At 35.9% G+C, this 22,838-nt stretch carries 21 protein-coding genes; 12 read left to right on the top strand and 9 right to left on the bottom strand.

Annotated features, from left to right (window positions below; translation table 11 throughout):
- Positions 1–12 precede the first annotated feature (12 nt).
- Positions 13–468, top strand: coding sequence for a pantetheine-phosphate adenylyltransferase (coaD, locus tag ACN5J7_RS05490; protein WP_418603121.1), 456 nt, complete (start codon positions 13–15; stop codon positions 466–468).
- A 349-nt stretch (positions 469–817) separates the two neighbouring features.
- Here coaD and ACN5J7_RS05485 read toward each other — a convergent pair whose 3' ends face one another.
- Both ACN5J7_RS05485 and ACN5J7_RS05480 read right to left on the bottom strand, forming a co-directional pair.
- Entirely contained in the window at positions 818–2,485 is a 1,668-nt protein-coding gene (locus tag ACN5J7_RS05485; RefSeq protein ID WP_418603120.1) for a SulP family inorganic anion transporter, read from the bottom strand.
- A 99-nt stretch (positions 2,486–2,584) separates the two neighbouring features.
- A complete protein-coding gene (locus ACN5J7_RS05480) occupies positions 2,585–2,959 on the bottom strand; it encodes a hypothetical protein (RefSeq protein WP_418603119.1) in 375 nt (124 codons plus the stop codon).
- A gap of 194 nt (positions 2,960–3,153) precedes the next feature.
- Between ACN5J7_RS05480 and ACN5J7_RS05475 the strand changes: the two genes are divergently transcribed.
- Together ACN5J7_RS05475 and ACN5J7_RS05470 are read left to right on the top strand one after the other, a co-directional pair.
- Positions 3,154–4,884: a M14 family metallopeptidase gene (locus ACN5J7_RS05475; protein WP_418603118.1), complete on the top strand. Its 1,731-nt coding sequence runs from the start codon at positions 3,154–3,156 to the stop codon at positions 4,882–4,884.
- A gap of 25 nt (positions 4,885–4,909) precedes the next feature.
- Positions 4,910–5,341 (top strand): hypothetical protein, encoded by a 432-nt coding sequence (locus tag ACN5J7_RS05470; RefSeq protein WP_418603117.1) that lies wholly within the window; start codon positions 4,910–4,912, stop codon positions 5,339–5,341.
- On the opposite strand, the gene ACN5J7_RS05465 is transcribed toward ACN5J7_RS05470, so the two are convergent.
- Positions 5,342–5,923, bottom strand: a complete 582-nt coding sequence (locus ACN5J7_RS05465) for an NUDIX hydrolase (RefSeq protein ID WP_311941713.1) — start codon at positions 5,921–5,923, stop codon at positions 5,342–5,344.
- Between the two features lie 130 nt (positions 5,924–6,053).
- Here ACN5J7_RS05465 and pyrE point away from each other — a divergent pair, with 130 nt between their 5' ends.
- Both pyrE and ACN5J7_RS05455 read left to right on the top strand, forming a co-directional pair.
- Positions 6,054–6,698 (top strand): orotate phosphoribosyltransferase, encoded by a 645-nt coding sequence (pyrE, locus tag ACN5J7_RS05460; protein WP_311941709.1) that lies wholly within the window; start codon positions 6,054–6,056, stop codon positions 6,696–6,698.
- A gap of 95 nt (positions 6,699–6,793) precedes the next feature.
- Positions 6,794–7,189, top strand: coding sequence for an SRPBCC family protein (locus tag ACN5J7_RS05455; RefSeq protein ID WP_418603116.1), 396 nt, complete (start codon positions 6,794–6,796; stop codon positions 7,187–7,189).
- Here ACN5J7_RS05455 and ACN5J7_RS05450 read toward each other — a convergent pair.
- Positions 7,186–7,914, bottom strand: coding sequence for a biotin--[acetyl-CoA-carboxylase] ligase (locus ACN5J7_RS05450; protein ID WP_418603114.1), 729 nt, complete (start codon positions 7,912–7,914; stop codon positions 7,186–7,188). The genes ACN5J7_RS05455 and ACN5J7_RS05450 overlap by 4 nt on opposite strands.
- Positions 7,915–8,007: 93 nt before the next feature.
- Here ACN5J7_RS05450 and rsfS point away from each other — a divergent pair, with 93 nt between their 5' ends.
- From rsfS to ACN5J7_RS05420, 6 genes are all read left to right on the top strand, one after another.
- Positions 8,008–8,379, top strand: coding sequence for a ribosome silencing factor (gene rsfS, locus ACN5J7_RS05445; RefSeq protein ID WP_311941697.1), 372 nt, complete (start codon positions 8,008–8,010; stop codon positions 8,377–8,379).
- 8 nt (positions 8,380–8,387) lie between these two features.
- On the top strand, positions 8,388–10,355 hold the full coding sequence (gene ftsH / locus ACN5J7_RS05440; protein WP_311941694.1) for an ATP-dependent zinc metalloprotease FtsH: 1,968 nt from the start codon (positions 8,388–8,390) through the stop codon (positions 10,353–10,355).
- A 117-nt stretch (positions 10,356–10,472) separates the two neighbouring features.
- Positions 10,473–11,081 (top strand): LUD domain-containing protein, encoded by a 609-nt coding sequence (locus ACN5J7_RS05435; RefSeq protein ID WP_311941691.1) that lies wholly within the window; start codon positions 10,473–10,475, stop codon positions 11,079–11,081.
- Between the two features lie 4 nt (positions 11,082–11,085).
- Positions 11,086–11,907, top strand: coding sequence for a phosphatidate cytidylyltransferase (locus ACN5J7_RS05430; protein WP_418603113.1), 822 nt, complete (start codon positions 11,086–11,088; stop codon positions 11,905–11,907).
- Positions 11,897–12,553, top strand: a complete 657-nt coding sequence (locus tag ACN5J7_RS05425) for a phosphatidylserine decarboxylase family protein (protein WP_418603112.1) — start codon at positions 11,897–11,899, stop codon at positions 12,551–12,553. The genes ACN5J7_RS05430 and ACN5J7_RS05425 overlap by 11 nt, the downstream gene beginning before the upstream one ends.
- Positions 12,546–12,812 carry an acyl-CoA-binding protein gene (locus ACN5J7_RS05420; RefSeq protein WP_311941683.1) on the top strand — a complete coding sequence of 89 codons (267 nt, stop codon included), beginning with the start codon at positions 12,546–12,548 and terminating at the stop codon, positions 12,810–12,812. Before ACN5J7_RS05425 ends, ACN5J7_RS05420 begins: the two co-directional genes overlap by 8 nt.
- A 444-nt stretch (positions 12,813–13,256) precedes the next feature.
- Here ACN5J7_RS05420 and ACN5J7_RS05415 read toward each other — a convergent pair whose 3' ends face one another.
- A complete protein-coding gene (locus tag ACN5J7_RS05415) occupies positions 13,257–15,524 on the bottom strand; it encodes an aconitate hydratase (RefSeq protein ID WP_418603111.1) in 2,268 nt (755 codons plus the stop codon).
- Positions 15,525–15,816: 292 nt separating this feature from the next.
- Here ACN5J7_RS05415 and ACN5J7_RS05410 point away from each other — a divergent pair, with 292 nt between their 5' ends.
- Positions 15,817–17,511, top strand: coding sequence for an LIC_10190 family membrane protein (locus tag ACN5J7_RS05410; protein ID WP_418603110.1), 1,695 nt, complete (start codon positions 15,817–15,819; stop codon positions 17,509–17,511).
- A gap of 81 nt (positions 17,512–17,592) precedes the next feature.
- On the opposite strand, the gene ACN5J7_RS05405 is transcribed toward ACN5J7_RS05410, so the two are convergent.
- The 4 genes from ACN5J7_RS05405 to ACN5J7_RS05390 are packed head-to-tail and all read right to left on the bottom strand — an operon-like array spanning position 17,593 to position 22,777.
- The gene (locus ACN5J7_RS05405; RefSeq protein WP_418603109.1) at positions 17,593–18,546 is read right to left on the bottom strand and encodes an AAA family ATPase; all 954 of its coding nucleotides are present in this window, start codon (positions 18,544–18,546) and stop codon (positions 17,593–17,595) included.
- Between the two features lie 3 nt (positions 18,547–18,549).
- Positions 18,550–20,004: a peptidylprolyl isomerase gene (locus ACN5J7_RS05400; RefSeq protein WP_418603108.1), complete on the bottom strand. Its 1,455-nt coding sequence runs from the start codon at positions 20,002–20,004 to the stop codon at positions 18,550–18,552.
- A complete protein-coding gene (locus tag ACN5J7_RS05395; protein WP_418603107.1) occupies positions 19,967–20,821 on the bottom strand; it encodes a peptidyl-prolyl cis-trans isomerase in 855 nt (284 codons plus the stop codon). The genes ACN5J7_RS05400 and ACN5J7_RS05395 overlap by 38 nt, the downstream gene beginning before the upstream one ends.
- Positions 20,822–20,824: 3 nt before the next feature.
- On the bottom strand, positions 20,825–22,777 hold the full coding sequence (locus ACN5J7_RS05390; protein WP_418603106.1) for a peptidylprolyl isomerase: 1,953 nt from the start codon (positions 22,775–22,777) through the stop codon (positions 20,825–20,827).
- Between the last annotated feature and the right edge of the window lie 61 nt (positions 22,778–22,838).

Here is a 22,838-nt window from a genome sequence, read left to right as displayed (position 1 = left end):
TAAGAGGGGCTTATGAAACGCGCTATATTTCCAGGGTCTTTTGACCCGATTACGTTAGGACATTACGATATTATTAAGAGAGGCGTCACGCTTTTTGATGAGATAATTGTGGCTATTGGGATAAATGCCGACAAAAAATACATGTTCTCGTTAGAAGAACGCAAAAATTTTATTGAAGATACTTTTGCTGGCGAACCCAAAATTAAGGTGATGACTTACGAAGGTTTAACCGTAGATTTTTGCAAAAAAATTGAAGCGGAATTTATTTTACGTGGCCTCCGAAACCCAGCCGATTTTGAGTTTGAAAAAGCCATTGCACATACCAATAGGGATTTAGCACCTATTGAAACGGTATTCTTACTAACTTCAGCGAGAACATCGTATATCGCATCTTCCATTGTACGTGATGTAATTAGAAACAATGGCGATTATACAAAGTTGGTTCCAATTAGTGTACGGGTGCAATAGTATTCAGTTTTCTATCGCAGTATTCAGTCTCAGTTTACAGTCGCAGTTTTCAGTGAATCATGGTTTCGGTCAAAACTTCGTGCATCTCTGTGAAACTCTGCGTACAGCAGTCTTCAGCCAACAGTCAAAGCTTATCTTCTAACTCTTTAATTTAAAAACCACCCCTAGCCCCTCCAAGGCGGGGAACTCTTACTCTTATAAATCAAAAAGTGATTTATTAATTTGTACACATTTCCGCATCGTTGATTCGGTGAGATTTTGTACGCAAACAAATTTCCGTCTTACCCTGAGTGAACATCCGTCTTCGGTCTTCCATCTTCCAACTTCTAACTTCTAACTTCCAACCATATCAAAACTTATACTCCGAAAGTCCTTTGGTGAAAGCCTCTGGGTTTTCGGCTAAATGATAACGTGGGTCGTCGATAGCCTCAACGATAACTTCCCTAAACTTAGGGCTTGATTTGTAAAGCAGTATTTTACAATCTTCGCTTAAGTGTTTTAGTTTAATCGATTTACCCGCAGCTTCGTATTTATTAACCAAATTAAAGATGGCTTCGATAGCCGAATGGTCGCTAATACGGGATTCTACAAAATCAACTTCCACATTTTCAGGGTCGTTTTTCACGTCAAATTTTTCGTTAAACGCTATAATGGATCCGAAAAATAATGGGCCCCATATTTCGTAAATCTTAGTGCCGTCTTCCTTCATGCGTTTACGGGCGCGAATGCGTTTTGCGTTTTCCCACGAAAACACCAAAGCACTAATAATCACACCGGCAATTACGGCAATGGCCAAATCGAAAATAACGGTTAAGGCCGATACCGCGACCAAAACAATAACGTCGCTTAGCGGGATTTTGTTTAAAATCCTGAAACTACTCCACGCAAATGTGCCAATAACCACCATAAACATAACACCTACTAAGGCTGCGATGGGCACTTGCTCGATAAGTCCGGATGCAAAAAGGATAAATACCAATAACATTAATGCGGCAACAATACCCGACAATCTACCACGACCGCCACCTTTTATGTTAATTAACGATTGCCCAATCATGGCACAACCGCCCATACCACCAAAAAATCCAGTAACAATATTGGCGCCACCTTGGGCTAAACATTCTTTGTTGGTGTTCCCTCTGGTTTCGGTTAATTCGTCAATTAAATTTAGTGTCATTAATGATTCTATCAAGCCAATGGCAGCAAGAATTAAAGCGTAAGGAAAAATAAATTTTATGGTTTCTAAATTGAACGGTACTTTGCTAAAAATATCGGTTTGAAACTGTGGCAATCCCCCTTTTAGGCCTTCGCCGCCGCCATCGCGAATAAAACTACCAACGGTTGCCACATCTAAGTTTCCAAAAATCACTATCGCTGAAACCACTAAAATAGCAATTAAAGCTTCGGGCAGTTTTTTGGTGAGTTTTGGCAAACCATACATAATTCCCATTGTAATAAGAATTAAACCAAACATTATCTGAAACTCTACATTGGTTACTAGACCATTAAAAAATTCACTAAACCATCTCCCAGTACTTTCCCAGAAATAAACATCTTCAGGAACTAAACTAGGAAACATACCTAGTTGAGATATAAAAATCACAATGGCCAATCCATTTACAAAGCCCATCATTACAGGGTGCGGTATCAATCTTACAAACTTTCCCAATTTAAGAATGCCGGCCAACATTTGTATGGCTCCCATTAAAATAACAGTTGCAAATAAATAGTATAGGCCTAAGTCTTCGCCTTCTGCTCCCATGGCGTTTCCTTCGGCAACCAAACTTACCATAACCACCGCCAATGCCCCGGTTGCACCACTTATCATGCCCGGGCGACCTCCAAAAACAGAAGTTATCAAACCAATCATAAAAGCGGCATACAAGCCAACTAGCGGGTCTACGCCAGCAACAAATGCAAAGGCTACGGCTTCGGGCACTAATGCCAATGCCACGGTAATACCGCTTAAAATATCATTCTTGGCATTTGCGGTACGCTTTCTAATAAACTCTGTCATGGGTGTTTTTTTGAGGTTGCAAATTTACATTTAATATGCTGGCATGCAAGTTAGAAGTACTATATTTTGCTTTTGAAGACCCTAAAACGTTTGAGAAAACTATAGCGATAATTCTTTATTTAACCAAATTAATGCCGTCTCTCTGTCCATAAAAAATTTAATATTATGCTGTGTACTTCCACTAATGGCAATTAACGTTTTAGAGGCCATTAGCGCAGCACTCGTTTGGGTTACAACAGCTCTGGCTTTTATTTTATCTAGTAAAACAATTTTTTTTTGAGCACCAAAAGTATAGGTATACGCATTCTTTTTATTAATTAATACGCCAAATGGAGCGTCTAAACTATTCAATAAAAAATCGTGGTACTCGTCAACCATAATTTCATCAAAAAGAATACCTTCATCAACGATAACTTCGGCAATATTTTTATTTAAAATGACTATTTCACCAAAAGATAGCTTACAAATCTTCATATACATTTTTAAACGAGAGCCTATAAATTTTAAATTAGCTTATTGCTGTTAAACTTTTAAACAAAATACAAGTACTGTAAGTTAACTTATTTTTTTCAAGTACAATTTATGTGGAAAAATTAAATATTATAATTAAAACATTTTTATATAAAATGATTTTTTTTTGTCATATTTAAAACAAAAAACCAAAAACAATGAGAATCATTATAACTGCATTATTTTTAACCGTGTGTTTTTTTAATACACATGCACAAAAAAAGTATGATTTCAAAACCCATTTTGAAACATCAAAAGGTTTTGAAACAGCCACATACGAGCAGACTATCGCTTTTTACATTGAGTTATCTGAAGTGTATCCTGAAATTTCAATTCAGGAGATTGGCGACACCGATTCCGGCAAACCCTTACACATCGTTACTTTAAATGTTGATTCGCAATTTGACTTTTCCAAAATTCGAAAAAACAAGCGTATTCTTTTAATAAATAATGGCATCCATCCCGGGGAATCCGATGGGATCGATGCTACCATGATGCTGTTTCGGGATTTGGTGAATGGCAAGATTAAAGCACTTAAAAACACGGTAATCGTTACCATCCCGATTTACAATGTTGGCGGGAGTTTACACCGAAACGCAACCACACGTACCAACCAAAACGGACCAAAGGATTACGGTTTTAGAGGCAATGCCAGAAACTACGATTTAAACCGCGATTTTATTAAATGCGATACTAAAAACGCTGAAGCCTTTGCTAAGATTTTTCATTTGGTAAAACCCGATGTTTTTATAGATAACCACGTAAGCAACGGAGCCGATTACCAATACACGCTTACCCATTTGTTTACGCAGCACAACAAACTTGGTGGCGATTTAGGCCATTATGTTCATACCGAAATGAGACCTAAATTAGAAGAAAAGCTAAAAGCAAAAGATTGGGATATTACCCCATACGTTAATGTTTTTAATAGTGTTCCCGAAAAAGGATTTTCTCAATTCATGGATTACCCGCGTTATTCAACGGGTTATACGGCACTATTTAACACCTTAGGCATGATGGTTGAAACGCACATGTTAAAACCCTACAAACAAAGGGTTGAGGGCACTTACGAACTGATGAAAAGCATGATTGAAATCACCGAAGAACAAGGCGATAAAATTGCAACATTGCGCAAAAAAGCAAACCATACTCAGTCTAAAAAAACATATACGCTCAACTGGGAAATTGATACCACAAAAAGTACAACTTTAAATTTTAAAGGGTTTGAAGCTGAAACCATAAAAAGTGATATTACAGGGTTTGACCGTTTAAAATACGACAGAACCAAACCGTTTACCAAAAACGTTATTTATCAAAATTATTTTAAACCGAATTTAGAGATTGACATACCAGCAGCTTATATTATTCCACAAGGTTGGCATCGGGTTATTGAGTTATTAAAATTAAATGCTGTTGAAATGCATACTTTAAAAAATGATACGACACTTACCGTTGAAAGCTATAAAATTGAAGATTACAAAACACGGCAACAGGCTTACGAAGGGCATTATCCGCACTACAATGTTTCAGTAGCTTTAAAAACAGAAAACATAAGGTTTAGAAAAGGTGATTATCTCATAAAAACCAATCAACCTTCGTTTAGGTATATTATTGAAACCCTAGAGCCACAAGCACCAGATTCGTTTTTTAGTTGGAATTTTTTCGACACCATTTTACAACAAAAAGAAGGTTTTTCGCCCTATGTTTGGGAAGACAAAGCGCAAGAATTATTAAGTAATAATGAACCATTAAAAATGGCTTTTGAAACTAAAAAACAAAACGACAAAGCCTTTGCAAATAATTGGTACGCCCAATTGGATTGGTTGCACAAACAAAGCGAAAACTACGAAAAAGCACATTTGCAGTATCCGGTTTATCGAATAAATTGATTACCTTAATCATAACATTTTAATAATGAAGTTTAAGAATTACATAAACGTTCTGGTGTTAATTTTTGTTTTGATTGGTTGCAAACAAAAAGAAAAAAACCATGCGGTAGCAAACAAAGACTGTATTGAAAAAATTATTAAAACCGATGATTCTTTAGGGACAATACGCAACTATGAATGCGAAAAGATTTCACTGAGCCAAACTATTTCCAATTATGCGAATTCATTAAACAATCTCGATTTTACGGGTTGTCCCGAGCAATTTAAAACAGCATTTAAAAATCACGAACAAGCGTGGCGAAACATGATGGTATTAACTAATAATTATCCTGAACTTCGGGGTGAAATGCACGATTTATTCGATACGATAAAAACAGGCAAAGACTCTGCTGCTTTTAATCCTTTACTAAAAAACATTTGGGATACTTGGGCTATTATTGAAAAAGAAATTAAATAATTAAACCAACAACTTAATATTGGCATAGCTATTCTCCAACGCTTCCTTGGTTTGCGTTTTGTTAAGCCATTCTACTTTGGTAATCCCTTCATTTTCCTGAGGGTAAAGATTCCCGGAAAAACTGGTTTTCATTTCAAACCAATACGTAATTTTAATTTTATACCGTCCGTTGCGCTTAAAAATATGGTAGGTGGTTTCTAAAGGTTTTGTAATTTCAAGTCCGTTTACACCGGTTTCTTCGGTAACTTCTCTAATGGCAGTTTTCTCTATGGTTTCCTTTCCTTCGGTTTTTCCTTTAGGCAAATCCCATTTATCATTTCTATAAATAAACAAAATTTCACCGTTATCATTGTACACCTTTCCGCCGCCGGCAATTACATTGGGTAACTTTTTAAGAAATTTTTTAAGTAGGTTTTTTTCTTTTTTCCCTATAAGCCTGACCTCTTTAAGTTTCGTTCTGTTAAGCTTTCTAATAACCTTACCCATATTTACCGTTTTAAGCAAATAATTTTTAAAGCCGTCTTCTTTTTCAACTTTAGTTGTTAAAACTATAGGTTTATCGTTAACAAAAATTTTGTGCATACAGGTTGTGCTTGATTTCGTTTTGGTAAAAATATCATTTTTAAGGCCATTTTAACAAATGTTAAAAAAAATAATTTTATTCATCAATGTTCGGCCAAATAAAAATAAATTTATGTGTAATTTTGCCTTTATGATTTTTAACAAGAACACCGCCAAAAAAACCGCCGAAGTTTTATTACAAGTCAATGCGATAAAACTTAGCCCGCAAGAACCGTTTACTTGGGCTTCTGGGTGGAAATCGCCAATTTATTGCGACAACAGAATTATTTTGTCTTTCCCTCCAATTCGCAACTACATTCGCGAAATAATGGGCAAACAAATTGAAAAGCATTACGGCAAACCCGACGTTATTGCTGGCGTTGCAACAGGCGCCATTGGCATTGGGGTTTTGGTTGCAGAGTATTTGGGCTTACCTTTTATTTACGTGAGGCCAGACGCCAAGGGCCACGGACGTAAAAACCAAATTGAAGGTTTTGTGGAAAGCGGTCAGAATGTGGTGGTGGTTGAAGATTTAATTAGCACAGGCAAAAGCAGCTTAAATGCCGTAAAAGCTTTAAAGGAAGCCAATATTAACGTAAAAGGTATGGTTGCCATTTTTACTTATGGCTTTGATGTGGCGGTCGAAAACTTTAAAAAAGAAAATATAAACCTGCACACCTTAAGTAATTACGAAAGTTTACTTGAACAGGCTTTGGAAACCAATTACATATCTCAAAAAGAATTGGAAACCTTGTCTGAATGGAACAGCAACCCGAGCGAATGGAACGCTAATTGATATACCAACGTCAGTTGTTTGGGTCGTTAAGGCATTTAGTCGAAAAAACGATTTCAATCAGCTTAACAACTTAACGACAAACAAATTACAACAAAATGAATTTAGAATCACCAAAAATTAGCGTTAGCAAATCACCTCAGGAAGTTTTTGATTTTTTATCGGATGTTAAAAATTTTGAAGCTTTAATGCCAGAAAACATAAGCAAATTTGAAGTTTTGGATAACGACAAGTTCCTTTTTGCATTAAAAGGTATGCCCGAAATAATACTTAAAAAGAAAGAAGCCATAGCGCCAAACAAAATTGTTTTGGGCGCCGCGGGCGGTAAATTGGATTTTTCGCTAATTGGCAATATTGTTGAAACAGGACATGACATGAGCAACGTACAATTGCAATTTACCGGCGATTTTAACCCCATGATGGCGATGATGATTAAAGGCCCAATAAGCAAATTTATTGAAACCTTGGCAACCAGCATTCCTAAAGCCATTTAGTACATTAAAGTAATTTCTTTTAAATCGAACTTTTTAACAATTTCGTCTTCTAAAAGCACTTGTAGCTTACCGTATTTGGTAACGCCTATTATAAAACCCGAAAACAAATCACCTTTAGCGTTTTTAAATGTTGAAGGTTTGTTTTTTCTAAACAAATTGGCTTCATATTCATTTTTAACTGCATTGTATTTACCATCTTGCAAAAGTTTGGAATAGGCTTTGGTATGTTTTACAATGCGATGCAAAATTTCATCTAAATTATAATGCACGCCAGTAATGTTTTTTAACGACGAGGCCTGGGGAAGATTGTCAAACTCGGTTTGGTTTACATTAATCCCAATTCCGATGATGGTGGAGTTGAGCTTGTTTTTTATGACATTTTCGATTAAAATCCCACATATTTTCTTATCTGCTGACAAAATGTCGTTAGGCCATTTAATACTCACTTGGGGTATATTTAAGGCTTTTAAAGCTTTTAAAATAGCCAACGAAACAGCCATACTAATATAAAAAGGGAACTCGACCACATGGATGCTTAAGTCCTTAAACATACTAAACATAAGGTTCTTGCCCCTTTCAGAATCCCAAGTTGTACCCATTTGCCCGCGCCCGTTGGTTTGGTGTTCGGTAACCACAATAGTATAATCGGCAATGGCTTCAGTATAAATCATTTCCTTTAAAAATGAATTTGTCGAGTCGATGGCATCAAGTTTGATTATACGCATTTACAAGTTGTTTTAAACCTTTAAAATCTTATGATTATTTTAAAGTATAAAGAACTAAAAAAATAATAACTTTGCATAAATTAAATAAAATTAATGGCGAAAGAAAATATAAGCCCAGATCAGTTAATATCTGTAATAATAAGTGGCATTGAAGATGTTAAAGGTAAAGAGATAAACATTTTAGATTTAAGAGCTATTGAAAATACGGTTTGCGACTACTTTATAATTTGTGAAGGTTCTTCAAACACACAAGTAAACGCCATAGTCAATTCAATACAAAAAAAGGTAAGTAAAGAACTTAAAGATAACCCTTGGCATACTGAAGGTTTAGATAATGCCGAATGGGTGTTAATAGACTATGTTAATATTGTTGTACACGTGTTTCAAAAACATATTCGAGAATATTATGATATTGAGAGTCTTTGGGGAGATGCAAAAACAACAGTAATAGAAACTAGTTACTAAACACACACATGGCAAACGATAAAAAAAACATAAAAGAGAAAAAACCTAAGTTTAGCCCGTATTGGATTTACGGCATTGTACTAGCGATTTTTTTAGGATTTCAATTATTTAGTAGTGGCAGTTATCAAGATGGTAATTCAACCACACCATCAGAGTTTTTTAAGTACTTGGAAGATGGTGATGTTGAAAAAGTAGACATTATAAAAAACACCCGGGTTGCCAAAGTGTATTTAACAGCCGAGGCAATGGCTAAAGAAGTTCATAAAAACTCGAAACCCCAAACGTTTATCCCTTCGGCAACAAAATTGCCAAACTATAAATTTGAATTTGGCGATCTTCAGAATTTTGAAAACAGGTTAAATGATATCACTCAAGATTTACCAAACAAGCCGGTTATTAAGTTTGATACCGAAACCAGTAATTTAAGCGATTTTTTAATAGGCATCCTACCATTTGTTTTACTAATTGGTGTTTGGATATTTATTATGCGCCGGATGTCTGGCGGTGCTGGCGGTGGTGCTGGCGGACAGATTTTTAACATCGGAAAGTCGAAAGCAAAACTATTCGATCAAAACACCGAGGTTAAAACCAGCTTTAAAGATGTAGCGGGATTAGAAGGTGCCAAAGAAGAAGTACAGGAAATAGTAGACTTCCTTAAATTCCCTGAAAAATATACCACCTTAGGAGGTAAAATACCCAAAGGCGCATTACTTGTTGGCCCTCCAGGTACAGGAAAAACCCTTTTGGCAAAAGCCGTGGCCGGTGAGGCTAAGGTGCCATTCTTCTCATTATCGGGTTCAGATTTTGTGGAGATGTTTGTTGGTGTTGGTGCATCGCGTGTGCGCGATTTGTTTAAACAAGCCAAGGAAAAATCACCTTCCATTATATTTATTGACGAAATTGATGCCATTGGTCGAGCTAGAGGTAAAAACGCCATGTCGGGCAGTAACGACGAGCGCGAAAACACCTTAAACCAATTACTAACCGAAATGGATGGTTTTGGCACAAACACAAACGTTATTGTGCTAGCCGCTACCAACAGAGCTGATATTTTAGATAAAGCCCTTATGCGTGCCGGACGATTTGATAGACAGATTTTTGTCGATTTACCAGATGTTCGCGAACGCAAGGAAATTTTCGAGGTGCATTTACGTCCGCTTAAAAAAGCCAAAGATTTAGATATCGATTTTTTATCAAAACAAACACCTGGTTTTTCAGGGGCCGATATTGCCAACGTTTGTAATGAAGCTGCATTAATTGCTGCCAGAAACGGTAAAAAAGCAGTTGACAAACAAGATTTCTTAGATGCTGTCGACAGAATTATTGGCGGTTTGGAAAAGAAAAATAAAATCATTACCCCTAGCGAGAAAAAAGCCGTGGCATACCACGAAGCTGGTCACGCTGTGGTAAGCTGGATGCTTGAGCACGCGTCGCCTTTGGTTAAAGTAACCATTGTGCCTCGTGGTCGTTCATTAGGCGCCGCATGGTATTTACCCGAAGAGCGCTTAATTGTTCACCCAGAGCAAATGCTAGACGAAATGTGTGCTGCCCTTGGTGGTCGTGCTGCAGAAAAAGTTATTTTCAATAAAATTTCTACGGGCGCATTAAGCGATTTGGAAAAAGTGACCAAACAAGCCAGAGCCATGGTAACCGTTTACGGGCTTAGCGAAAAAGTTGGCAATTTAACATATTATGATTCCTCGGGGCAAAACGAGTACGGTTTTACAAAACCTTACAGTGAACAAACCGCTGAATTAATTGACCAAGAAATCTCTGCAATTATTGAAGAACAGTACCAAAGAGCTGTAAAATTGCTTGAAGAAAACAAAGATAAATTAACAGAACTTGCAGAAGTACTTTTAGAAAAAGAAGTTATTTTTAAAGACAATTTAGAGAAAATATTCGGTAAGCGTCCTTTTGAAAAAGAAAGCCCAATTGAAGCTAAAAAAGAAGAAACCATGGAAGATAAAGAATAATTTTGTAACAAATTATGTTAAGCTTTTAGTAAAAATCTTAAATTAAGCCTATGGTTAATTTAAGATTTTTTATATTTGATAAACCCCTGAAAAATGGAGTTAATAGCAACAGCCTAAATGAGTCTTTTTAGAAAAATTTTTGGTTCAAAATCTGACAGTTCACCAGAAGAGCTAAAATCCAATGATAGAGGCAAATATATGCCCGAAGTAAAACTACCAATAGACGAAAGGTTTACCATAAACTTTAAAGCTAATGGTGGCAAGTTTTTGTATTGTGAAGATTTAAATGAAGTCTTTCAAAACTTAGAAAGCATCATTGATGAAAACGAGTGGAACACAAAAAAAACACTTGTGTTAGACAAAAACCTAAAAGACAAGTTCAAAAATTGCAATTTACAAACCACGGCATTAATTAGCGACGCTACCTTTTTTCTAACCACTTGCGAAAACCTAATAGCAAACGATGGGTCTTTATTGATTTCTTCAAAACAGATTTTCGAAAAAAAACTGCCCGAACTCCCTATCAACTTTGTTGTTTTTGCAACCACAAGCCAAATTGTTGAAAATATAGGCGAAGGTTTGCGCGGGATAAAATCTAAAAACCGACAAAAAATTCCAACAAACATCACCACCATAAAGCATTTTAAATCGAACGACGACAAAGATTTTTTAAGTTATGGTAGCAGTGCTAAAAACCTATATCTACTCCTTTTAGAAGATTTATAAACAGATGAAAGAAACTTTAATACGAGCCTTATCCGGTTTGATTTACGTTTTATTGTTAATAGGCTGTTTATTTAATGAGCATGCGTTAATTATTCTCTTTTTTGTTTTTGGTTTAATATGTATGGGTGAGTTTAAAAAACTTATTCAGCTAAAAAGCATCGTTCCTTACTTTATATTTACAGCGCTTTATCTGGTTTTTGGCTATTGGCAACTCGTTTTAAACACCAATACAGGTTTAGACGAGGCCACTCAAATATTAATGGTAATTACCATTTTTGTACAATTGTTTTTAATAAAGGATTTGTTTTCCGAAAAAACTATTCCGTTGTTTAGTTCCAAACGATATCTTCTTACCACGTTTTATATTTCAAGTGCTTTTGTGTTCTTGATTTTAATTGCAAATTACCATCACACGTACAATCCCAACATATTACTAGGGGCTTTTATTTTAGTTTGGGTTAACGACTCGTTTGCCTATCTGGTTGGTAAAAATTTTGGAAAACAAAAGCTATTCGAAAAAATTTCACCCAAAAAAACCGTTGAAGGCTTCATGGGCGGTTTGTTTTTTTCCTGTATTGCAAGCTATTTTATTGCTACCTTTACAGAAACGTTAAACTTTACACATTGGCTAATTTTAAGTATTATTATTAGTGTTTTTGGAACTTTAGGCGATTTAATTGAATCGAAGTTTAAACGACAAGCCAACGTTAAAGATAGTGGCATTATTATGCCCGGACATGGCGGATTGCTAGATAGATTGGATAGTATTATTTTTGCAGCACCTTTTATATATTTATTTTTAAGAATTTTACAATATGTTTCATAAAGAAGGACATAAAATTATATTTGTAACACTTGTTATTATTGTTGCAGCGTTTTTATTAATTGATAGCTTAATTACGATAACATGGTTACGTACACTTGTTTTAATTATACTGCTGGCTTTCTTTATTTTGATTCTACAGTTTTTTAGAAACCCTAAACGGCATACCGGTATTAACGATAATCAGGTGGTCTCCCCCGTTGATGGCAAAGTGGTGGTTATTGAAGAAGTTTTTGAAAACGAATACTTTAAAGAAAAGCGTTTACAAGTTAGTGTCTTTATGTCGCCAATAAATGTTCACGTAACGCGTTATCCTATTGGTGGGCATGTTATTTTTAGCAAATACCACAAAGGCAAATATTTAGTGGCATGGCACCCAAAAGCGAGCGAAGAGAACGAACGCACAACGGTTGTACTAGAAAACGAAACTTACGGAAAAGTGCTTTACAGACAAATTGCCGGTGCTTTGGCAAAACGTATTGTTAATTATGCAAAACAAAACGATAAGGTTATTCAAGGTGCGGATTCTGGATTTATAAAATTTGGATCTAGGGTTGATTTATTTTTACCTTTAAATACCAATATAAAAGTACAGCTCAACCAAAAAGTACGCGGTGGCGAAAGTATTATTGCAGAAGTTAATGAGTAATGATGAATTAGACATAGAATTTAAAGACGCGGTTAAACGAGTAAATGCGCATGCAGAACCTTTTCCTGCCGATACGCTTTTGAAGCTATATGCTTACTACAAAAGAGCGACTAACGACTATGGTAAGCCTCGAAGCAAAAAACCGATAATTAATGCTTTTAAGACCAATGCGTTGTTTCAGACGGAAAACATTTCGGAAGACGAAGCGAAACAGGAATATATAAATTTGGTTAACAATTACTTTTTGTATCGCAAATAGTTTTTGCACGCTATCCCCAAAATAAAAAACAACACACTTCACAACGAAATATAATGCATTAAAAACTACAATGCCCTTCTGTTGATGAACCTCTCCAAAAAATAAACTAACGTTTGATTTATTAAACCCAATCCCGCAAGTATGTGCGTTAGGGATTGATGCCCTTCGACAAGCTCAGGATAAACTCATCCTTTTTTGGAAACAAGAAAACCCTCTTTGATTTAGAGTTAAAATTTAACAGATTGCCAAACTTCGACTATGCTCAGCACAGGCTAGCTCACTCCTCGCAATGACGCAAAAAAAGATATAGCGGAAAGCCCGACCACTTGACTTGGGCGCAGTAGAAGGGTTGTGGTAACGCCCAAAACCATAAATTATAAAACAAAAAAAATCCAGCTAAAAAACTGGATTTTTTTTATAAATAACCTTGCAGGTTTTAAAAAATTATGCGTTTTGCTTCTTAATCAAATTAAGTGCCGAACCGTGATTGTACCACTCGATTTGAGCATCGTTATAAGTGTGGTTCAATTTGATGCTATCTTTAGAACCATCGGCATGAACGGCTTCCAATGTTAATTGTTTTCCCGGAGCAAATTCGTTTAAATCGGTGAAGTTGAATGTATCATCTTCTTTAATTAAATCGTAATCGCCTTCGTTGGCAAAAGTTAAGCCCAACATACCTTGTTTTTTAAGGTTTGTTTCGTGTATACGGGCAAACGATTTTACAATTACGGCAGCAACGCCTAAATGTCTTGGTTGCATGGCAGCGTGCTCTCTGGACGATCCTTCGCCATAGTTATGGTCGCCAACTACAATGGTTTTGATACCTGCTTTTTTGTACTCGCGCTGTACATCTGGTACGCCACCATAATCGCCCGTTAATTGGTTTTTAACAAAGTTTGTTTTTTTGTTGAAAGCATTTACGGCTCCTATTAATGTGTTGTTTGCAATATTATCTAAATGCCCTCTGAAACGCAACCATGGTCCTGCCATAGAAATGTGGTCGGTGGTACATTTACCAAAGGCTTTAATTAATAATTTGGCACCTGTGATGGTGTTTCCGATAGGCTCAAAAGGCGTTAACAATTGTAAGCGCTCTGAGTCGTCCTTAACCGATACCTGTACGTGGCTTCCGTCTGCTTCTGGAGCTAAATAGCCATTGTCTTTTACATCGAAACCTTTTGGTGGTAATTCCCATCCTGTTGGCTCTTCGAACATAACTTCTTCGCCATTTTCGTTAATCAACTTGTCGGTTAGCGGATTAAAATCCAATCGACCCGCAATAGCGATAGCAGCTGTAATCTCAGGTGAAGCTACAAAAGCATGGGTGTTTGGATTCCCATCGGCACGTTTTGCGAAGTTTCTATTAAACGAATGCACGATACTGTTTTTTGGTGCGTTTTTAGGGTCTGAGTATCTTGCCCATTGCCCAATACATGGCCCGCATGCATTGGTGAAAATTTTAGCGTCGAGATTTTCGAACACCGCCAAAATACCGTCGCGTTCTGCAGTGTAACGTACTTGCTCGGAACCTGGGTTGATTCCCAATTCCGATTTCATTTTCAAGCCTTTGTCCAAAGCTTGTTGCGCAATGGATGAGGCTCGCGATAAATCTTCGTATGACGAGTTGGTACAAGACCCAATCAATCCCCATTCAACAGCAATTGGCCAATCGTTGGCTTTCGCCTTTTCGGTCATTTCACTGCCTACGGTTGTTGATAAATCCGGCGTAAAAGGACCGTTCAATAAAGGCCCCAATTCAGATAAATTAATATCGATAACTTGATCAAAATAGTTTTCTGGGTTTGCATATACTTCAGCATCGGCCGTTAAATGCTCTCTTACAGCGTTTGCAGCATCGGCAACATCGGCTCTATCGGTGGCACGCAAATAACGCTCCATCGAATCGTCGTATCCAAATGTAGACGTAGTTGCGCCTATTTCAGCACCCATGTTACAAATGGTGCCTTTTCCTGTACATGACATTGCAGTAGCTCCGGGTCCGAAGTATTCAACAATAGCGCCAGTTCCTCCTTTTACGGTAAGAATTTCTGCTACTTTTAAAATCACATCTTTTGGCGCCGTCCAACCAGATAATTTTCCGGTTAATCTTACACCTATCAGTTTCGGGAATTTAAGTTCCCAAGCCATACCAGCCATAACATCCACAGCATCTGCCCCACCAACACCAATGGCTACCATTCCCAATCCACCGGCATTTACGGTGTGCGAATCGGTACCAATCATCATACCTCCTGGGAATGCGTAGTTTTCCAATACTACTTGGTGAATAATTCCAGCACCAGGTTTCCAGAAACCAATGCCGTATTTATTTGAAACGGATTCCAAAAAATTAAAAACCTCGCTACTTACGTTATTGGCATGTTTTAAATCGGGTGCAGCGCCTTCCTTGGCCTGAATTAAATGGTCGCAATGCACCGTTGTAGGTACAGCCACCTTGGTTTTTCCAGCTTGCATAAACTGCAAAAGCGCCATTTGAGCCGTTGCATCTTGACATGCGATTCTATCTGGTGCAAAATCCACATAATCCTTTCCTCTTGTAAACGCTTTTGTAGGGTTTCCGTCCCACAAATGAGAATACAATATCTTTTCAGAAAGCGTTAATGGTTTACCCACAACCTCGCGAGCTTTATTCACACGTTCTGCCATTTTGGTGTATACACCTTTTATCATGTCGATGTCAAATGCCATATTTTATATGTTTTAAATTTGTTCTGTTTTGAAAGTCTTGCAAAAATACAAATAATAGGATGTTTTAAAAAATTCTAACCAAATCTATTATAATTTTGAATAATTCTTAATAACTATAGATAATCCGACTTATAATATAATGAATCTGTAAAATATATACTTTATAATTTTCAAATTAACAATAAATCAAGATTTTAATCCTCGTATTCCCACATTGAAAAAAACAATATCGGAATAATAACAGTCTATTTATATACTTAATAATCTTAAGTTTGTAACAAACAACAACGGCATGCTTCTCATTTTTTTAAGTTGGATTTACATTTTTATTACCGCTAAAAACCTTGGCATCCTATTTACAAAAATTCTTAAAATTAATCGCTGTAACCCTGTTATTCTTCAGGTTTTAGGGCTGTTTTTCTATGCGGTAATTTCGAGTTTCTTTGCTTTTTTTATTAGAATACATATTGAATATTACGTCTTCATTTTATGCTTGAATATTTTGCTTACCTATAGTTACAGAGAAACGATTAAAACTTATTGGTACATCGTTTTACACGCCTTTAAACACTTAAAAATTCCCTATAAAATTCTTTATTTGTTTTTATTTGTTATCATTTTAGCACAAAGCAGCACCATGCCCTATTTAATTGATAATGAGACTTATTACATTCAAACCATAAAATGGATTAACGAGTTTGGCTATGTAAAAGGATTGGCAAATGTGCATATGTTTTTGGGTCAGAATTCGTCGTGGCACATGCTGCAAGCTGGATTTAATTTTCCTTTTTTATCCGATTTTTATAATGATTTGAATGGTTTTTTGTTTGTCATCTTTAGCTTTTTGGCCATTGAAAAATTGAGCCATTACAGCAACCGGGAAAACATTCAAGATTTTGGTTTGGGATTGATACTCTTGTTTTCGCTATTTTTCATGCAGTTTATCAATGCGCCGTCACCCGATTTAATTGTCTTTTTAATAACGCCCTATATATTTTATCTGTTCATTACAAAGTATAAAAACATCAGCGCAAACGATTTTAAAATCATTTTAAGTTTAATGCTTTTTTTGTGTTTAGTTAAAGTGACTATGGTGCTTTTATCGGTTTTAGTTTTAATACTTTTTATAAAGAATTATACCATTTTAAAAAAAGATATGTGGCCATATTCGTTTTTGAGCATAACTGTTTTAGGACTATTCATTGCTAAAAACACTATTATTTCCGGTTATGTATTGTACCCGATTTCGCAAATAGATATGGTTGATTTTGATTGGAAAGCCCCCAAAGAACTGTTAGAATTTTACAAACTTGGCACTTACTTAGAAGGCATGAGCAATATGGATGTGTCGCAATTGGATTTTTTTGAAAAAGTAAAGGTTTGGCTAACCTTACCAAAATTAGACGGTTTGTTTAACAAGGTCTTTGTAGTTTTATTAATTATTTTTCCTTGGATCGCCTATAAAAACAAAGATAAATCGAGCTTATTTATCATCTATATTTTGGCCATTTTACAACTGGTTTTATTGTGGTTTACTTCGCCTCAATATCGATTCTTTTTCGTATTTGTTGCCTTTTTAGCCATTCAAGTGATTGTAACGTTTATAAAAAACAAAAAAGTAGGATTGTATTTGGTGTCTATGGCAATCGTTTTAAGTGCCATTCCAGTTTTTATAACGATTAATTTGAATGCTTTTACAAACAACAATTTCGCTATGGCATTAAATACATTTCAATTGAAAAACATCATTATTCCAGAAAAAAACACAAAAACAGAAACCACATATACCAAACATATTATTGATGATTTTGAGTTTTATTCACCAAGCGAAGATGCATTTTTTTGGGTGACCGGGAATGGTGATTTGCCTTGTGTAAACAAAAAACAGATAGATTATATAAAGTATTATTACAATTTTGTTCCGCAAAAGCGAACGGATGACTTAAAAGATGGTTTTAAATCTATTTTGGTTGAAAAAATACCTTAGATGAAAATGAGATTTCGACAGCGCTCAGTGTGACACGCTCAACCTGACAATAGAACTCAAAAAATCAGAGATTGAAGAAAACTAAAACAAACTTTTAATAACCTCATCTTCAGTGATACCTTCAGCTTCGGCCTTGTAGTTTTTAATAATACGGTGTCTTAGAATACTATGGGCTACGGCTTGAACATTCTCAATATCGGGAGAAAACTTGCCGAGAATCGCGGCATGCGTTTTAGCGGCCAAAATTAAATTTTGAGACGCTCGTGGGCCCGCGCCCCAATCGATGTAATTTTTAACCAAATCGTTTGCAACATCGGTATTTGGTCTTGTTTTTCCAACCATGGTTACGGCGTACTCAACAACGTTATCGGCTACCGGCATACGGCGAATAAGCTGTTGAAAATCGATAATTTCCTGTGCCGAAAACAAAGCGTTTACCTGTATTTGCTTATCAGTTGTGGTTGCTTTTACAATCTCAACTTCTTCTTTAAAAGATGGGTAGTCCAAATTAATTGCAAACATAAAACGGTCTAATTGCGCTTCCGGTAACGGATAGGTGCCTTCTTGTTCAATAGGGTTTTGGGTGGCCAATACAAAATAGGGTAAACTTAATTTATAATGATGCCCCGCAACGGTAACAGCGCGTTCTTGCATGGCTTCTAATAAAGCGGCTTGGGTTTTTGGTGGTGTACGGTTAATCTCGTCGGCTAAAATAATATTGGCGAAAATGGGCCCTTTTATGAATTTAAAATGACGGTCTTCGTCCAAAATTTCACTGCCTAAAATATCACTGGGCATTAAATCCGGTGTGAATTGAATGCGTTTAAAATCCAGCCCCAAAGCTTGTGCAATGGTATTTACCATTAAGGTTTTTGCTAAACCCGGAACCCCGATAAGCAAAGAGTGACCACCAGAAAATATTGAAATTAAAATTTGATTTACTACCTCATCTTGTCCAACAATGACTTTGGCTATTTCGGTTTTTAAATCTTTATATCGCTTTACAAATTGTTCTACGGCAGCTACATCCGACATATTTTATTGTTTTAACCAGTTACTAGAAAATTCGCAATCTCTATGTTTTCCGCTAATTTTAATATACGTATCCAATATTTTTTCCTGTTGCCACTTTTCAATCGCAATAACTCGCTTTTCGTTTAAAGCTTGCTCCTTTATTTTTAGATAATCGCGTGCATAATCTGCTTCGTGCTCATCTATTCTATCCGTAACGGTTAAAATTTTAAATTTAATTTTGCCTCTTCTGTCCTCTTCTCTTAACACCAAACTAATCTCATTATCCTTTAAGTTTTGTATTTGAGCGTATAATTCAGGGTCCATTCTGGTCAATTCGAAATTGTAGTCTTGTGTTTGCGGATTAATCAATTGGCCACCATCAAATTTGGTTTCTTTTTCGTCACTCGATTCCCGTGCTGCATCGGCAAAAGTAATATCGCCAGCAACAATTTTTTCCCTTACTTTTTCCAAACGTTCTTTGGCTTCTTTAATCGCGTCATTGGAAACTTTAGGAATTAATAAAATATGGCTTATATCGTATTGCTGCCCTCTGATTTTTTCAAGTTTAATAATATGGAAACCAAATTCTGTTTCAAAAGGATCTGAAACTTCACCCTCTTGTAATGAAAAGGCAACATCTCTAAACTCTTTAACCATTCTGGGTTTTTTTCTATCTAAGGTATAAATGTAGCCCGATTCTTTCATCCCTGGGTCTTGACCGTAAAGCACCACTTTAGACCTGAAACTAGCACCGTTTTCTACAACATCGGCTTTAAATCCTTTTAATTGGTTGATTATCTTTTGTTTTTCGTCTTCAGATACTTTTGGTTCTGCAACAATTTGCGCCACTTTTAATTCCGTACCGAAAATGGGTCTTTCGTCTTTTGGGATATTGTTGAAAAATATACGAACCTCATCGGGTGTAATATCAACATCTTCAACAATTTTAGCTTGCATTCTTGCTGCTAATTGGTTGTTTTTAATAATCTCGAATATTTCATCTCTATAGCTTTTTTCATCTTCTTTTTTATGAATTTCCAAAAGCTTTTCCATAGAGCCACCGGTTTGTTGCAAAAACTGTTGTATGGTGTAATCTACCTGTTGGCGAATTTCGGCATCGGACACCTGAACACTGTCTTGAACGGCGTGGTGCGCATACAATTTATTCTCTAAAAGCTTTCCGAACAATTCGCAAGGTTTTATAACTTTTATATCGACACCCTGGGCTTCCAGCTGCTTGTATTCTTTATCTAAATCAGATTCCAAAACAATATAATCGCCCACAACGGCTGCAACACCATCAACCTTTAGCGCTTTAAAATTGCTTTTTACCGTATCTGTTTCTTTGGCGGTTTCCTTAACTTCATCTTCAATAATCTCTTGGGCAGCCATAACATTTACAGCAAGTAAGGTTATGCTTAAAATAAATATATGCTTCAAATTAATTGTAAATTTCAAATTGTTTATTTTTAATAGCATCTTTTGTAATATCTTTTTTTAATTCTCTAATAAGTTCCAACTTCCTTTTATTAATAACTATTTGCTTGATGGTTGGCTTAACATATTCCAGCGGCGCTGTATCGTTACGCAGCAAAACGTCATTAATTTGCATCAAATATACTCCTAATGAATCTTTGAGTTGTAATAAATTAGATTTTTTTAACAGTTCATTTTTATTTTCCGGGTTTATAACAGCAATTTTACCCACAACCTGATTGACTCTTACCCAAATGGAATCGTTTAGCGAAAAAGATTTAAATTGAATAGACATGGAATCCAGCGCTTTTTTATCTTCTAAATTAAAGCGTTCAAATCTTTCCTTAATGGTTTTAAAGTTGATTATATTCTCGTCTACATGCACATAACGCAGCTTTATCAACTCTTCGTTTAATTTAAAAGCCTCTTTGTTTTTTTCGTAATACGTTTCGGCCGCATCGTTGTTAAGTGTGGTGTCCAGATTCTTTTTTACCAAACCTTCAATATAGGCTTTTGTGTATAAATCGTTTTTATATTGCTCTACTAATTTATTGTATGTTTTTTGTTGTTCCTCGCTTAAATTAAGCATGGCGCCATCAATAAACAATTGCTGGGTTGCCCATCGATTGATAAAGTTCTGAACCATTAATGTGCTGTCTTCTTTTGTCGTGGCATCGGTGGTTAAATCTTTAATGTTGTCGTAATACAAATAGCTTTCGTTAACTCTGGCAACGGGATCGCCTTCTTCGGTTTTTTTGAAAAAATCGCAAGACGTAGCCAATAATACCGCTGTTATAAATATGAGGGTTTTGAATTTCAAGGATTAATTTTTAATTTGATTTCTTACTTTATCTAGGGCGTTTTGATTAACCACCACTTTATATTTTGCTTTGAGGTCGTTTACCCAATTCTCTTCTTTATAAGCCTGATAATCGCTGATAATTAACCCCTTTGCCTCTTCGAAAGTTTTTAACTGTTTTGGCAAAACGGCGTTTACCTTGGCCACTATATAAGCTTGGTTGTGTTTGTAGATTTTGGAAATGCCTTTTGAAAATTCAAAACCATCCGGAAGCGCTTGATGGTTGGCATCCATAATCCCAGATGTAAAAACCACATGTACTTCGCCGTTATTATTTACAAGGTTTTTTATCACCTCTAAATCCATATTTTGCTTTAATAACTTCGCTACCTTTTTTAAGACTCTTTGTTTGGCGGATGAAGCCACAATAGCATCAACGCGTTTTGGAAACACGTATTTTTCTTTATTGGCGTTGTAGTAATTTTGGGTTTCCAATGAATCGGAATTTGCGGTATTCCAAATGGTGCTTTCCATTAAATCGAATAGCAACAAACCATCACGGTACTCGTTAACGATATGTGCAAATTCCTCGTTTTCTTCTTCCAAATGGTTTTCTTGATAGAGCACCAATCGGGTATTTAAAAAGGCATCGTATTTTTCCGAAACAATAGTTTTAATTAATGATTTCGGATTGGTTCCGCGTTGTGTTTTTTCTAAATAATCGCCAAAATCCTTATAAGTGAATTGCTGATCACCTATGTTTACCAAAAGTGAATCGCCTTTAAAATCCGATGGAAGTTCCCAGGTGTTTTTAAAATAATCATCAGTTACAATCGAAACAAAATAAGCTAAAGCAGGCTGCTCATCATCAATATGGTACTTTGTTTTTAACTTGGCGTATAAAGCATCATCAATTAATTTAGACCGCTCGTCGCGCTTTACCTTGGCTTCCAACTCCGACTTCATCTCTTCAAACGGTGGTGTTAATTTTTTAGCGTGCAGTTTAACAATATGCCAGCCGTATTTTGTTTTAAATGGTTCAGACACATCGCCAACTTCATTCAAATTAAAAGCGACATCTTCAAATTCTGGAGAACTTAATTGTCCGCTTGAAAAAGCCGCTAACAAGCCCCCTTTTGCTGCCGAGTTTTTATCCTCAGAAAACTGTTTTGCCAAAGCTTCAAAATCTTCACCTTGATTTAACTTTTTATAAATATCCCGTATTCTGCTTTCCGGGTTTTCGCTTAAAGTATCGTTTGGCTTAATACCAACCATAATGTGCGCTACGGTACGCTCACCTCTGGATTTGCGCTTATCCAGAACCTTTACAATATGATATCCAAAACGGGTTCTAAAAGGTTGCGAAATATCGTCAATCTCGGTATTAAACGCCGCATTTTCAAATTTATAAACCATTCTAAATCCAGTGAAATAACCCAATTCCTCACCAAAAACAGATGTACCATTGTGCACTTCTTTTCTAACGGTTTCAAAACCTTCGCTTAAAGCCCTGTCCCTTAATTTACCTATGGCATTAAACGCTACCAAAGTATCTTGAGGATTTGCGTTTTCGGGTATTTTAATTAAAATATGATTGGCTTTTACTTCGTAAGATATTCTGTCGTAAGCTTCTTCAACCAAGGCATCGGTTACTTTATTATCGTAAATAAAATTTTTAGCCAATTGTTTTTTATAGGTGTTTAGCTCTCTTAAATACGATGGCTTTTCATGGAGCTCTAAGGTTTTGGCTTCTTTTAACTTGAGTTTATAATTGGTGAACAGTGCTAAATATTCGTCGACATCTTTTTGAGATTCATCTTGCACCAAATCGAGGTTTTTATTATACACCCTTAAAAATTCCGACACATAAACAGGGTCGTCATCAACAGTAAAAAGCACCTCTTCCGCATCAGCTTGTGCATTTAGGTTTAACGCCATTGCCGTTAACAGTAAAGTAAAAAAAAGTTTTAATTTCATGGACAAAAAAATAATTCAAGTGGTTACAAAAATACTAATATAAACCTATAATACAAGTTGC

The sequence above is a fragment of the Hwangdonia sp. genome (assembly GCF_048381975.1).
In the GTDB taxonomy this organism is placed as follows: Bacteria; Bacteroidota; Bacteroidia; order Flavobacteriales; family Flavobacteriaceae; genus Hwangdonia; species Hwangdonia seohaensis.
The sequence above is the reverse complement of the archived record's forward strand: the minus strand, read 5'-3'. Positions and strand labels throughout refer to the sequence as shown.

Coding starts and splice junctions, on each gene's coding strand:
- coaD (WP_418603121.1), top strand. CDS start 13: ATGAAACGCGCTATATTTCCAGGGTCTTTTGACCCGATTACGTTAGGA.
- ACN5J7_RS05485 (WP_418603120.1), bottom strand. CDS start 2,485: ATGACAGAGTTTATTAGAAAGCGTACCGCAAATGCCAAGAATGATATT.
- ACN5J7_RS05480 (WP_418603119.1), bottom strand. CDS start 2,959: ATGAAGATTTGTAAGCTATCTTTTGGTGAAATAGTCATTTTAAATAAA.
- ACN5J7_RS05475 (WP_418603118.1), top strand. CDS start 3,154: ATGAGAATCATTATAACTGCATTATTTTTAACCGTGTGTTTTTTTAAT.
- ACN5J7_RS05470 (WP_418603117.1), top strand. CDS start 4,910: ATGAAGTTTAAGAATTACATAAACGTTCTGGTGTTAATTTTTGTTTTG.
- ACN5J7_RS05465 (WP_311941713.1), bottom strand. CDS start 5,923: ATGCACAAAATTTTTGTTAACGATAAACCTATAGTTTTAACAACTAAA.
- pyrE (WP_311941709.1), top strand. CDS start 6,054: ATGATTTTTAACAAGAACACCGCCAAAAAAACCGCCGAAGTTTTATTA.
- ACN5J7_RS05455 (WP_418603116.1), top strand. CDS start 6,794: ATGAATTTAGAATCACCAAAAATTAGCGTTAGCAAATCACCTCAGGAA.
- ACN5J7_RS05450 (WP_418603114.1), bottom strand. CDS start 7,914: ATGCGTATAATCAAACTTGATGCCATCGACTCGACAAATTCATTTTTA.
- rsfS (WP_311941697.1), top strand. CDS start 8,008: ATGGCGAAAGAAAATATAAGCCCAGATCAGTTAATATCTGTAATAATA.
- ftsH (WP_311941694.1), top strand. CDS start 8,388: ATGGCAAACGATAAAAAAAACATAAAAGAGAAAAAACCTAAGTTTAGC.
- ACN5J7_RS05435 (WP_311941691.1), top strand. CDS start 10,473: ATGAGTCTTTTTAGAAAAATTTTTGGTTCAAAATCTGACAGTTCACCA.
- ACN5J7_RS05430 (WP_418603113.1), top strand. CDS start 11,086: ATGAAAGAAACTTTAATACGAGCCTTATCCGGTTTGATTTACGTTTTA.
- ACN5J7_RS05425 (WP_418603112.1), top strand. CDS start 11,897: ATGTTTCATAAAGAAGGACATAAAATTATATTTGTAACACTTGTTATT.
- ACN5J7_RS05420 (WP_311941683.1), top strand. CDS start 12,546: ATGAGTAATGATGAATTAGACATAGAATTTAAAGACGCGGTTAAACGA.
- ACN5J7_RS05415 (WP_418603111.1), bottom strand. CDS start 15,524: ATGGCATTTGACATCGACATGATAAAAGGTGTATACACCAAAATGGCA.
- ACN5J7_RS05410 (WP_418603110.1), top strand. CDS start 15,817: ATGCTTCTCATTTTTTTAAGTTGGATTTACATTTTTATTACCGCTAAA.
- ACN5J7_RS05405 (WP_418603109.1), bottom strand. CDS start 18,546: ATGTCGGATGTAGCTGCCGTAGAACAATTTGTAAAGCGATATAAAGAT.
- ACN5J7_RS05400 (WP_418603108.1), bottom strand. CDS start 20,004: ATGCTATTAAAAATAAACAATTTGAAATTTACAATTAATTTGAAGCAT.
- ACN5J7_RS05390 (WP_418603106.1), bottom strand. CDS start 22,777: ATGAAATTAAAACTTTTTTTTACTTTACTGTTAACGGCAATGGCGTTA.